Source organism: Serratia sp. 1D1416, assembly GCF_003641105.1.
GTDB lineage: Bacteria > Pseudomonadota > Gammaproteobacteria > Enterobacterales > Enterobacteriaceae > Serratia > Serratia ficaria.
The window spans coordinates 4003973-4016314 of sequence record NZ_CP032738.1; the positions used below are offsets into that span (position 1 = coordinate 4003973).

A 12342-nucleotide genomic window follows, 5' to 3' on the forward strand; every position below is an offset into this window, starting at 1 on the left:
GGCGGCCCCGGTGCGGTCCAGGCTCGGCAGGGGAACATTGGCGAAGGCCCCCTCGCGCGGGAGGGGGCGGAGATGGCGTCAAACGCGCGCCGCTTCCGGCAGGCGTTTCAGGTAGTGCACCACCAACAGGGCCAGCAGCAGCAGCAGGCTGATGAACGCCACCACGCCGTTCCAGCCGAAGCTGTGCCAGAACACGCCGCCGAGCGTGCCGGCCACGCTGGAGCCGACGTAATAGCAGAACAAATACAGCGACGAAGCCTGGCCCTTGGCGCGGCGCGCACGTCGGCCGATCCAGCTGCTGGCCACCGAGTGGGCGGCGAAGAAGCCGGCGGTGAACAGCATCATGCCGATAAATATCACCGGCACCGGCGCCAGCGCGGTGATCAGGATGCCGATCAGCATAATGATGATGGAAGCCAGCAGCACCGGGCCGCGGCCGAAGCGCGAGGTCAACGCACCGGCTTTTGGCGAGCTGTAGGAGCCGGTGAGATACACCACCGACAGCAGGCCGACGATGGCCTGGCTCAGATGGTAGGGGTCCGCCAGCAGGCGATAGCCGATATAGTTGAACAGGGTGACGAAGCTGCCCATCAGCAGAAAACCTTCGGCGAACAGCAGCGGCAGCCCCTTATCGTGCCAGTGCAGCTTGAAATTGATCAACAGGGTGCGCGGCCGCAGAGAGCTGGCGCGAAAATGCCGCGAGGCCGGCAGGATGCGCCAGAACATGCAGGCGGCGGCCAGGGCGAACAGGCCGATCACCCCCAGCGATACGCGCCAGGAAAAGAAGTCGGTCAGCACCCCGGTGACCAGGCGGCCGCTCATGCCGCCGATCGAGTTGCCGCTGATATACAGCCCCATCGAAAAGGCGACGAAGCTCGGGTGGATCTCTTCGCTCAGGTAGGTCATGCCGACCGCCGCCACGCCGCTCAGCGAAAGGCCGATCAGCGCGCGCATCAGCAAGATGCCGTGCCAGCTGGTCATAAACGCGCAGATCAGCGTGCAGACCGCCGCCAGCAGCAGCGCCACCACCATCACCGATTTGCGGCCGATGGCGTCGGACAACGGGCCGGTAAACATCAGCCCGAGCGCCAACAGGCCGGTGGACACCGAGAGCGACAGGCTGCTTTCCGCCGGCGAAACGCCGAAGTCCTGCGACAGCACCGGCAATATCGGCTGCACGCAGTACAGCAGTGCGAAGGTCGCCAGCCCGGCGGAGAACAGCGCCAGCGTCACGCGCATAAACTGCGGCGTGCCGCGTTCAATGTAGGGAAGTTTATTGTTGAGGGTGGAACGTTTCGCTTTTGGCGCAGCGGCCGCCTCATCATTGGCGGCCAGCGTCGACGGCATCACGGCCGCAGAACGCACGGGGGTTGTCACAGCGTTTCCTTACCGAACTTCGGGAGAGATAACAGACGGGTTTGAATTGACAAAATGATAGGGAGCGGGGATTTTTTTGTCTAATATATTAATAATTCAAATTAAGACGTTTTGCATATGAATATCGAATTGCGACACCTGCGTTACTTTATCGCCGTGGCGGAAGAGCTGCACTTTGGTCGCGCCGCCGAGCGGTTGCGCATCTCGCAGCCGCCGCTCAGCCAACAGATCCAGGCGCTGGAGGAAATGGTCGGGGCGCGGCTGCTGGCGCGCAATAACCGCAACGTCAGCCTGACCCAGGCCGGGGATATGTTCCTCAGGGAGGCTTACCAGGTGGTCGATCAGGTCGCGCGCGCGGCCGAGAAGGCGGCGCGGCTGGAGCGCGGCGAACTGGGCGAGCTGACCATCGGCTTCACCTCTTCCGCGCCCTTTATCAGCTGGGTGTCGCGCAGCCTGCGGACTTTTCGCCAGCAGCATCTGCAGGTGCATATCAAGATGCGCGAGATCAACACCAAGCAGCAGATTGAACCGCTGTTGAATGGCGAACTGGATCTGGGCGTCATGCGCAACACCCGCCTGCCGGACGCGCTCAAGCACCAACTGCTGCTGTGCGAGCCGCTGGTGGCGGTGGTGCCGGAAGGGCACCCATTAACCCGGGTGGCGCCCGGCGCGCTGCGTTTTCAGCAGCTGGCCGAAGAGCCCTTCGTGTTTTTCTCGCGCGAGGTGGGCACCGCGCTGTATGACGAGATCCTGCTGCTGTTGGGCAAGGCGGGCATCACCCCCTACATCACGCAGGAAGTGGGCGAGGCGATGACCATCATCGGCCTGGTGGCTGCCGGGCTGGGCGTCTCTATTCTGCCGGCGTCTTTCAGCCGGGTGCGGATCGACGGGGTGAAGTATCTGCCGCTGGCGGAACCGGATGCGATGACCGAAGTTTGGCTGGTGCATCATCGCCAACGGCCGCTGACGGCGGCGGCCAAATCGCTGATGGCGCTGATGTTGCCCTGAGCCGTGGCTGAGCAAATAAAACGCGATCCGGCGGCGAAACGCAGCGAATTTGTGCTGCAAATCACATAACGAATCAAATAGTTGACGCTGTATTACAAAAGCCCCACCATAGCCTTTAGTCTTTATTTAGAAGCGCGAAAAATAGTAGGAGCAGGTTTGTGATTGCGGTTGGGCAACCTGGGCATATCGATCAAATCAAGCAGACCAATGCGGGGGCGGTTTATCGGCTTATCGATCAGCTGGGCCCGATTTCGCGCATTGAACTGTCAAAGCGCGCGCAGCTGGCGCCGGCCAGCATCACCAAGATCGTGCGCGAGCTGCTGGAAGCGCATCTGGTCAAGGAAACCGAGTATCAGGAAGTCGGCAGCCGCGGCCGGCCGGCGGTTGGCCTGGTGCTGGACACCGAAGCCTGGCACTACCTTTCCGCCCGCATCAGCCGCGGCAGCATCACGCTGGCGCTGCGCGACATCAGCAGCAAGCTGGTGGTGGAGGAGCAGCTGCCGCTGGCCGCCGAACACCCCGATCCGCTGCTGAAGCGCATTCTCTCCGAAGTCGATCAATTCTTTATCCGCCACCAAAGCAAGCTCGAACGATTGACGGCGATCGCCATCACCTTGCCCGGCATTATCGACGTGGCGTCCGGCGTGGTGCACCGCATGCCGTTCTACGACGCGCTGGAGATGCCGCTCGGCCCGGCGCTGGAAACCCGCACCGGCCTGCCGGTCTATTTGCAGCACGACATCAGCGCCTGGACCATGGCGGAAGCGCTGTACGGCGCGTCGCGCGGCAGCCAAAACGTCATCCAGGTGGTGATCGACCATAACGTCGGCGCCGGCGTGATCACCGGCGGCCGCGTGCTGCACGCCGGCAGCCACAGCGTGGTGGAGATCGGCCATACTCAGGTCGATCCCTATGGCAAGCGCTGCTACTGCGGCAACCACGGCTGCCTGGAAACCGTCGCCAGCATCGAGAATATGCTGGAGATCGCCCAGCAGCGCCTCGGCACCTCGATGAGCTCCAGCCTGCACGGCGCGCCGCTGACCGTCGAATCGCTGTGCGACGCCGCGCTGGCGGGCGACCAATTGGCCAGGGACATCATTCTTGGCGTCGGCCATAGCGTGGGGCGCATTCTGGCGATCATGGTCAATCTGTTCAATCCGGAAAAAATTCTGGTGGGTTCGCCGTTGAATCGCGCGGCGGAAATTCTGCACCCGGCCATCGCCTCATGCATTCGCCAGCAGTCGCTGCCGGCCTACAGCGAACAGGTGCAGGTGGAGTCCACCCAGTTCTTCAATCAGGGCACCATGCCCGGCGCGGCGCTGGTGAAGGAAGCCTTGTACAACGGTTCACTGCTGGTGCAGCTGTTACAGGGCTGACATCAGAACTTCTTATTAATTAACGACAAAAGATTGAGCTATCTCAAGCCCCGCGCTTTCCGTATCCCCTAGAATTTTCCCGTTCGACTTCCTCGCCGCACGGCCGGCGATACTTTAGTTAACGGATCATTCCGGGGCATTTCTTTCATGTTAAAGCGTTTATTTGTTACAGGAACGGATACCGACGTCGGTAAAACCGTCGTTTCCCGTGCGTTGATGCAGGCGCTGGCGGCGGACGGCCGCTCGGTGGCCGGCTATAAGCCGATTGCGGCGCGCTGTCAGGAAACCAGCGCAGGCATTCGCAATAAAGACGCTTTGGTTCTGCAGGCCTCCTCGACCTTGCCGCTGACCTACGACGAGATCAACCCCATTACCTGCCTGGATGAGGTGTTCCACGCGCATGCCACCGACGACATCAACTACGGCCTGATGAGCCGCGGGCTGCAGGCGCTGTCGGCCCGGGCGGACACGGTGGTGGTGGAGGGCAGCGGCGGCTGGCGGGTGCTGATGAACGATCTGCGCCCTTACGCCGAATGGGTGGTGCAGGAACAGCTGCCGGTGGTGCTGGTGGTGGGCATCAAGCTGGGCTGCGTCAGCCATGCGCTGCTGACCGCGCAGTCGATCCTCAACGACGGCTTGCCGCTGCTGGGCTGGGTGGCCAACCGCATCAACCCGGGTCTGGCGCACTATGCCGAAACCATCGCGGCGCTGCAGCAGCGCCTGCCGGCGCCGTTGTTGGGTGAAATTCCGTACCTGCCGCGCGCGGAGCAGCGCGAACTGGCGCACTACCTCGACATTTCCGCGCTGCTCGATCGTCAGGCGTTGTGATAGACCGATACCGGCCGCAGGCCGCGCGACACGGTGGTGGCGATCACGCAGGCGAGCAGAATGCCCGGCAGCAGGGCGTATTCACCGGTCATTTCGAACACCATCAGCGCCGCCATGATCGGCGCATGGGTGGTGGCGGCCAGCAGGGTGGCCATGCCGGTCAGCGCCAGCAACAGCGGCACGGCAGCGCCCAGCTCCGGCCAGAAGCCGCACAGCTGGCCGATCACCGAACCGAGCGCGGCGCCGACGAACAGCGTCGGGGTGAATACCCCGCCGGGCGCCCCTGAGCCGCTGCTGGCGAGGATCGCCAACAGCTTGCACACCAGGATAGCGCCCAGCAACAGCACGCCGGGCGGCGCGACGAGCAACGACTGCACCACGCTGTAGCCATTGCCCCAGACCTCAGGGAACAGCAAAGAGAGCAATCCGACGATCAACCCGCCCAGCGCCAGCTGCAGCGGCGGCTTCAGCCGCAGCGAGCGAAACGCCTGGCCGCTGGCCGACATCGCCCACAGAAACAGCGGGCCGCAGGCGCCGGCCGCAACGCCCACCAGCGCCATCAGCAGATACTGCACCGGCAGCGGCGCGGCCAGCGGCTCCACCAGATACAGCGGCGCCTGGCCGCCGTTGAGCAGGTTGGTCATCAACAGCGCGCTCACGGCGGCGATCACCACCGGGCCGAGCGACGCCAGCATCAGGGTGCCGAACAGGATCTCGGCGATAAACAGGCTGCCCGCCAGCGGGGCGTGATAAGCGCTGGCCATCCCGGCGGCGGCGGCGCAGGCCACCCACAGCTTCCACTCTTTCTCCTGGGTAAACCGCTGGGCGAACACCGAGCCGACCAGCGCCGCCAGCAGGATCATCGCGCCTTCGCGGCCGATGGCGCTGCCGCTCGACACCACCAGCAGCGACGCCAGGCACTTGACCAGGCTGGCGTTGACGTCCAGCTTGCCGTTGCCGGTTTCGATCGCTTCCATATAGTCGGTCGGCGCCGCCGGCCGCTGGTGACGATAGCGCTGATAGACGAACAGCAGCAAACCGGCCGCCAGCCCGCCCAGCGCCGGCGTGAGCGCGCGCCGCCAGCCGGGCAGCGCGGCGGCGGCGGCCACCAGGCTGCCGTCGCCATTACCGAGCAGCAGCCATTCCAGGCCGATCATCGAACGGTGGAACAGCCAAACGGCGAATGCGGCGGCGATGCCGAGAAACACGGCGATGAGCAGGCTGCGCAGCAGGGCGCGGTAGTGGTGCAGGTGGACCAGTCTTTTCATGCGTCGGCAAAATTTGGTGAAAAATGAAAGGGTCGGCCGAACATTGTGCTTGGCGGCCCGGCCGAAGGCCAGCGAATCTTTATGCGGCGCAGGGGATTGCGGGGGCGAGGAACGCCCCCGGCGGCGTTATTGCGGGTTCAGCGCCCGGCGGGTGCGGCCGGAGCTGAGGTAGTCGGCGATGTAATCCTGTGAGATTTCGCCGCTGTAGCGGCCTTCTTCATCGACGATCGGCATCCACGAGGTGTTGTGTTCATACAGCTTCGACAGCACCACGCGCAGGTTTTCCTCGGCTCGGGCGGTCACGCGGAAGCGGTGCAGGCTGTCGGCGCACACCCCCTGAGCGCCGCGCGCCTCGCGGCGCTTGACGAAGCCCAGCGGTTTGCCGTCCTCGTCGACCACCGTCACCGAGCGGGCATCGATATCGTCCATCAGCCCGAATGCCTGGGCCAGCGGCGTATCCTTGCGCACCGTCACCGTTTCCTGTTGGTCGGTCACATCGCCGGCCTGCACCAGCAGCAGGCGTTTCAGCGTACGGTCCTGGCCGACGAAAGAGGCGACAAACTCGTCCGCCGGCCGCGCCAGCAGCTCATCGGCGCTGGCGTTCTGCACGATCTTGCCCTGGCGGAATACCGCGATGCGGTCGCCCAGCTTCAGCGCCTCGTCGATGTCGTGGCTGACCAGCATTACGGTTTTCTTCAGCTGGCGCTGCATGTCGAGGAACTCGTTCTGAATGGTCTCGCGGTTGATCGGGTCCACGGCGCCAAAGGGTTCGTCCATCAGCAGCACCGGCGGATCGGCCGCCAGCGCGCGGATCACCCCGATGCGCTGTTGCTGCCCGCCGGACATCTCTTTCGGGTAGCGGTGCAGAAAGCGTTTCGGATCCAGCGCCACCATGCTCATCAGCTCTTCGGCGCGGGCGCGGCAGTGTTTTTTGTCCCAGCCGAGCATGCGCGGCACCACGGTGATGTTTTCTTCGATGGTCATGTTGGGGAACAGGCCAATCTGCTGGATCACGTAGCCGATTTTGCGGCGCAGGCTGACGGTATCCAGCCCGCTGGTGTCTTCGCCGTTGATCAGGATGGTGCCGCTGGTGGGGGCGATCAGTCGGTTGATCATTTTCAACGTGGTGGTTTTGCCGCAGCCGGAAGGGCCGAGCAGCACGCACATTTCGCCTTCCGGCACTTCCAGGCTGACGTTGTCGACGGCGTTGAAGGTTTTGCCGTTCTTCTGCATAAACTGTTTGGTCAGATTTTCTAATTTAATCATTATCGAATCCCCTTGGGCGTAAGCGCAATTTGCAAGCGGTGCAACAACCAGTCGAGGACGATAGCCAACAGGCTGATCATCACCGCGCCGGTAATCAATTGGCGGATATCGCTGCTGCTGATGCCGTTGAGCAGCAGCAGGCCGAGGCCGCCGGCGCCGATCACCGCGGCTATCGCCATCACCCCGATGTTCATCACCACCGCGGTGCGAATGCCGCCGAAAATCACCGGCAGCGCCACCGGAATTTCCACCCAGCGCAGGCGCTGCCAGAAGGTCATGCCGATGCCGCGGCCGGCTTCGCGCAGCCCGCCGGGCAGGTTGTCGAGCGCGGTGTGGGTATTGCGCACGATCGGTAGCAGCGAATACAGGAACACCGCGGTGATCGCCGGTACGTAACCGATACCGTGGCCGACCAGCGAGAACAGCGGGATCATCAACCCGAACAGGGCGATGGACGGAATGGTCAGTACGATGGTGGCCAGGCTGAGCACCGGCGTGGCCAGCCACTTGTGGCGCACGATCAGGATGCCGAGCGGCACGCCGATCAGGATCGCCATGCCGACGGCGACGCCGACCAGCAGCAGGTGTTCAAGCGTCAGACCGCCGACGTAGGCCCAGTTTTGCCAGGCGTAGATTAAGGTATCCATCGTGCCTCCTAGATTAGGCCGCGCTGCTTCAGGAACGCGTCGGCGACCTGTTGCGGCGTCTGATATTCAATATCGACTTTGGCGTTGAGCTCGGTAATAACCTGATTATTGAACTGTTTGGACAAGGTGTTCAGCGCCTGCTCAAGCCCCGGGGTGTTTTTCAGCACCTCGGCGCGCACCACCGGGGTGACGGCGTAGCTGGGGAAATAGCCCTTGTCGTCTTCCAGCACCTGCAGATCGAAGCCCTTGACCCGGCCGTCGGTGGTGTACACCAACCCAGCGTCGACGAAGCCGTCGCGGATGGCGTTGTACACCAGCCCCGGATCCATTTGGCGGATCTGCGGGCGGTCCAGCGGCATGTTGTACAGCTGCTGCATCGGTTTCAGGCCGTCGGAACGGCCGGCGAACTCCAGGTCCAGACCCAGCATCCAGTTATGTTTCGGATCGGTGCGCCGCACCTGCTCCACCTTGGCGACCAGCTGGGACAGGGTGCGGATCTGCTCTTTCTCGGCGCGTTTGCGCTGCATGGCGAAGGCGTAGGTATTGTTCATGTCCGCCGGCTGCAGCCACACCAGGCCGAGTTTGGCGTCGAGCTTTTTCACCGTGTCGTAGGTTTCCTGCGCCGACATGCGCTTATTGATGTGGTTGAAGATGATCAACGAGGTGCCGGTGTATTCCCACGTCATGTCGATCTGTTTGTTGATCATTGCATTGCGGGTGATTACCGTCGCCAGGTTGGTTTTGGGCTGTACCTGGAAGCCCTTGGCCTGCAGATATTGCACGGTAATGGCCGACAGAATGCGCTGCTCGGTAAAGTTCTTGCTGGCCAGGGTCAGCGGGGCGGCCCAGCCGCCGGCGCTGACGAGCAGCAGGGAGAGCAGCAGCGCGTTCCGGGTTCGTAGCAACCATGTCGCCATAGCGTTTTCTCCTGTCAGGATGCGGTGTGCGGGCTGAGCCAGCGGCCCAGGCCGGCGAGCGCCAGATCGAGCAGCAGCGCGATCAGCGCGGTGGCGGCGGCCCCGAGGATCAGGGTGGGGAAATCGTTCAGGTAGATGCCCGGGAAGATCAGCTCGCCGTAGCTGCTGGCGCCGATCAGGAAGGCCAGCGGCGCGGTGCCGACGTTGATCGCCATCGCGATGCGCACCCCGGATAAAATCACCGGCAGCGCGTTGGGCAGCTCTACCTGACGCAGGCGTTGGCCGGCGGTCATGCCGATGCCGTTGGCCGCCTCGATCAGCGCCGGCGGCACCGAGCACAGCCCGGAGTAGGTGTTGCGCACGATCGGCAGCAGCGAGGCCAGGAACAGCGCCACGATCGCCGGCTTGTCGCCGATGCCGATGATCACCATCGCCAACGCCAGCACCGCCAGCGGCGGCAGGGTGTTGCCGACGTTGAAAACCTGCATCACGTATTCGGCCCAGCGGCGGGCGAACGGGCGGCTCAGCAGAATGCCGCTGGGGATGCCGACCAGCAGCGACAGCAGCATCGAACAGCCGACCAAAAACATATGCTGCTTGCCGAGATACGCCAAATCTTCCTGGCGCCCCTTGATGGTGTCCCAGCCAATGCCGTACACCAGCAGGGCGATGACGGCGATAAACAGCAGGCCGCCGAGGGCCAGGCGCTGGTATTGCGCTGACTTTTGCATGATGTTGCGTCCTCCGTTATGCGGAAGGCCGACGGCGCGGCGCGGTTCCACTCTGATTGTTACCCACTGCCGCGGACGGCGTGGCGGTACAAAACGGGCGTTTCGCATGAGGTTGCGATATCGAGCGAAGGGGCGTTCGGCATGGCATGCTGAACGGTGGCTCAATACGTGAATTTATCAGCATAAGATGCTGATAATTAAATTTCGGAAAGCACGAAGCGCAATGGCCGCGGCTAGGAAAAGGTATAGCATCCTGCGGTTTTGCATGACAAGTTTCATGAGCAAAATCAGGTGATTGAGCGGGCGTTTATTTTCGTCTCAGGCCGCATCAGCGCTGGGGCGAGGGCGAATTGAAAAAATTTCGCCTCCTGTGCGTTACGCCGTAACTATCGGTTCAAATGGTGCGCTTTTCGTCAATAAAAACAGAGAAGTGGACGTCGGTAACGGCGCGCTTGCGCCGCGCTGGTATAAACTGGTGAAAACAAAAGCCGGAATCGAATCGCAACGCCATGACAACTCACGCTTCATCTGCAGCCATCGCCCACCGTCCGCTGATCCTCATCGCCTGCATGCTGGCGATGTTCATGTCCGCTATCGAGGCCACCATCGTCGCCACCGCCATGCCGACCATCATCGGCGATCTCGGCGGCTTCTCGCTGCTGGGGTGGGTGTTTGCGGTTTATTTGCTGTCGCAGGCGATCACCATTCCCATCTATGGGCGGCTGGCCGATCTCTATGGCCGCAAGCGGGTGTTTTTCTTCGGCGCATCGCTGTTTCTGCTGGGATCGGTGCTGTGCGGCTTCGCGCCGGACATGTATTGGCTGATCGGCTTCCGCTTGCTGCAGGGGCTGGGCGCCGGCGCCATCATGCCGATCGCCTCCACCATTATCGGCGATATCTACAGCGCCACCGAGCGGCCGAAGGTGATGGGCTACCTGTCCAGCGTATGGGGCGTATCGGCGATCGCCGGGCCGCTGCTGGGCGCGTTTATCGTGCAACATCTGCCCTGGGCGCTGGTGTTCTGGGTCAATCTGCCGATCGGCCTGCTGGCGATGTTTTTCCTGTGGCGTTTTCTGCCCTCGCATCAGCAGCTGCGCAAACACGCGCTGGATATGGCGGGCACCGCCTGGCTGACCCTGTTCGTCTCGACGTTGCTGCTGGCGCTGCTGCAGGTGGAAACCTTCGGCTGGTGGGTGGTGCCGCTGCTGGCGCTGTCGGCCGCCGCCCTGGCGTTGCTGATCCGTCAGGAACGCCGCACCCCGGAGCCGCTGTTCCCGCTGGCGCTGTGGCAAAGCCGGGTGATCGTCGCCGGCAACATCGGCGGTCTGGTCATCGGCGCGGCGATGATGGGCATCAGCGCCTTTCTGCCGACCTTTATTCAGGGCGTGATGGGCGGCACGCCGCTGGAAGCGGGCACCACGCTGGCGCTGATGTCGATAGGCTGGCCGCTGGCCAGCACGCTGAGCGGCCGCCTGATGCTGTTGACCTCTTATCGCACCACCGCCTTGCTGGGCGCGCTGCTGCTGTTGGCCGGCGGGCTGATCCTGCTGATGCTGCAGCCGCACGGCGGGCTGCTGTGGGGGCGGGTGGCGGCCTTTATGGTCGGCGCCGGCATGGGGTTATGCAACACCACCTTTTTGGTTTCGGTGCAAAACGCGGCGCATTACAGCATCCGCGGCATCGCCACCGCCTGCACGGTGTTTACCCGCATGATGGGGTCGGCCATCGGCACCGCCATTTTAGGCGCCACGCTGAACGTCAATCTGCAGCTGCGGCTGCCGCAAATCGCCGATCCGGTGCAGCAGCTGATGGAGCCGGCGACGCGTCGCGCCATGGCGCCGGACATGCTGGCCCACCTGACGCAGCAGGTGGCGGCTTCGCTGCACTGGGTATTTCTGGCGTCGGCGTTGGTTTCGCTGTTGGCGCTGGCGGCGGCGATGCTGATCCCGGCGCGCTGCAGGCCGCAGGGCGAAGGCGAAGAGGCGGAACAACAGGCCTGAGGGAGAGAGGGCGCAACGCTGGTGCGCCCTGAGGTCGCTGTTACTGTGGGTTTGAGGTGTCCTGGCTGGTGCCGGTCTGCGCCGCGTCACCGCTGTCATCCCCGTTGTTCAAACGGGTGTAGACGATCTTCTGAGTGTCGTTTTCGCAATGGCCAACCACCTGGCCGCCGGCCTGATCGGCCTGATCGTTAGGCACGATGTCCAGCTTGAAGCCGGATTCGGGTACGCCGTTATTGACGATTTTTTGCGAAATTTCCGCCTTCACGCTTTCGCAAGACGCCAGGGCCGCCAGCGGCGCACCGGCCAGCAGCAGTGCAGCTAATACAAGCGCTTTTTTCATCATGTCGTCCTTATTTGACAATGAACTTCCTCTATCAGCATAGCAGCAACGGCCGCCGAGTTTAACGCTCGCGGCCGGCCGCCGGCGGATTAAGGATTAATCCGACGCCCGGTTTGGCGATCCAGACATTTGCGGGTACCCGGCTCCCAATAGGCATTGACGTTGGAACTGTCGTTGCAGCGATCTTCGTCGTCGGCCGCGCGGTCGACCTTGTCGAACTCTTTCTCCACGCGGGTGTTAACCTTGTGGCGCAGGGATTTGGTATCATTCCACTGCTCTTTGCTCTGCCGCGCTTCTTCCGTGCTCATCGCGCCGTTTTTGCCGTCGACGGTGACGCAGGTGCTGCCCTGGGTGCAGGTGGCGGCCAGCGCCGGGGCCTGCCAGGCGCCGATCAGCGCCAGCAGGGCGATCGGCAGCATGCCGCGCAGCAGTCGTTGGGTCGAAAGTGTTTTCATCGTTTCATCCTTATAAGTTAGTGTGGCCTGATGATGGCGACACCGGCGTTACCTCGCCCGCAGGCGTACTGGACAATATACCACCGTGCCTTTGGGCTGCACCAGTTAAGCGCCGTTTCGTTTAATTTA

12 protein-coding genes are annotated in these 12342 nt (G+C 63.0%); 4 read left to right on the top strand and 8 right to left on the bottom strand.

The features are described 5' to 3' along the window. Nucleotides 1-78: 78 nt before the first annotated feature. On the bottom strand, nt 79-1347 hold the full coding sequence (locus D7I37_RS19415) for an MFS transporter (RefSeq protein ID WP_207205571.1): 1269 nt from the start codon (nt 1345-1347) through the stop codon (nt 79-81). A gap of 147 nt (nt 1348-1494) precedes the next feature. On the opposite strand from D7I37_RS19415, the gene D7I37_RS19420 reads away from it, so the two are divergent. From D7I37_RS19420 to bioD, 3 genes are all read left to right on the top strand, one after another. Further along, on the top strand, nt 1495-2385 hold the full coding sequence (locus D7I37_RS19420; RefSeq protein WP_061795619.1) for a LysR family transcriptional regulator: 891 nt from the start codon (nt 1495-1497) through the stop codon (nt 2383-2385). 158 nt (nt 2386-2543) lie between these two features. Further along, entirely contained in the window at nt 2544-3761 is a 1218-nt protein-coding gene (locus D7I37_RS19425) for an ROK family transcriptional regulator (protein ID WP_061795620.1), read from the top strand. Between the two features lie 147 nt (nt 3762-3908). Then, on the top strand, nt 3909-4589 hold the full coding sequence (bioD, locus tag D7I37_RS19430) for a dethiobiotin synthase (RefSeq protein WP_129544186.1): 681 nt from the start codon (nt 3909-3911) through the stop codon (nt 4587-4589). Here the strand turns inward: bioD and clcB are convergent. The 5 genes from clcB to D7I37_RS19455 all read right to left on the bottom strand — a co-directional run bounded on the left by clcB (nt 4577) and on the right by D7I37_RS19455 (nt 9418). Then, entirely contained in the window at nt 4577-5857 is a 1281-nt protein-coding gene (gene clcB, locus D7I37_RS19435) for a voltage-gated ClC-type chloride channel ClcB (RefSeq protein ID WP_129544187.1), read from the bottom strand. The genes bioD and clcB overlap by 13 nt on opposite strands. A 126-nt stretch (nt 5858-5983) precedes the next feature. Continuing rightward, nucleotides 5984-7123, bottom strand: a complete 1140-nt coding sequence (osmV, locus tag D7I37_RS19440; protein WP_129544188.1) for an osmoprotectant ABC transporter ATP-binding protein OsmV — start codon at nt 7121-7123, stop codon at nt 5984-5986. Continuing rightward, nucleotides 7123-7770, bottom strand: a complete 648-nt coding sequence (gene osmW / locus D7I37_RS19445; protein ID WP_061795625.1) for an osmoprotectant ABC transporter permease OsmW — start codon at nt 7768-7770, stop codon at nt 7123-7125. The genes osmV and osmW overlap by 1 nt, the downstream gene beginning before the upstream one ends. A gap of 8 nt (nt 7771-7778) precedes the next feature. After that, nucleotides 7779-8687, bottom strand: a complete 909-nt coding sequence (locus D7I37_RS19450; protein WP_061795626.1) for a glycine betaine ABC transporter substrate-binding protein — start codon at nt 8685-8687, stop codon at nt 7779-7781. 14 nt (nt 8688-8701) lie between these two features. Continuing rightward, nucleotides 8702-9418, bottom strand: a complete 717-nt coding sequence (locus D7I37_RS19455; RefSeq protein WP_095097361.1) for an ABC transporter permease — start codon at nt 9416-9418, stop codon at nt 8702-8704. A 509-nt stretch (nt 9419-9927) separates the two neighbouring features. Between D7I37_RS19455 and D7I37_RS19460 the strand changes: the two genes are divergently transcribed. After that, nucleotides 9928-11418, top strand: coding sequence for an MDR family MFS transporter (locus D7I37_RS19460; RefSeq protein ID WP_061795628.1), 1491 nt, complete (start codon nt 9928-9930; stop codon nt 11416-11418). 40 nt (nt 11419-11458) lie between these two features. Here D7I37_RS19460 and D7I37_RS19465 read toward each other — a convergent pair whose 3' ends face one another. Together D7I37_RS19465 and D7I37_RS19470 are read right to left on the bottom strand one after the other, a co-directional pair. After that, the gene (locus D7I37_RS19465; RefSeq protein WP_129544189.1) at nt 11459-11758 is read right to left on the bottom strand and encodes a DUF1161 domain-containing protein; all 300 of its coding nucleotides are present in this window, start codon (nt 11756-11758) and stop codon (nt 11459-11461) included. A gap of 89 nt (nt 11759-11847) precedes the next feature. Then, a complete protein-coding gene (locus D7I37_RS19470) occupies nt 11848-12213 on the bottom strand; it encodes a DUF1283 family protein (protein ID WP_061795629.1) in 366 nt (121 codons plus the stop codon). Between the last annotated feature and the right edge of the window lie 129 nt (nt 12214-12342).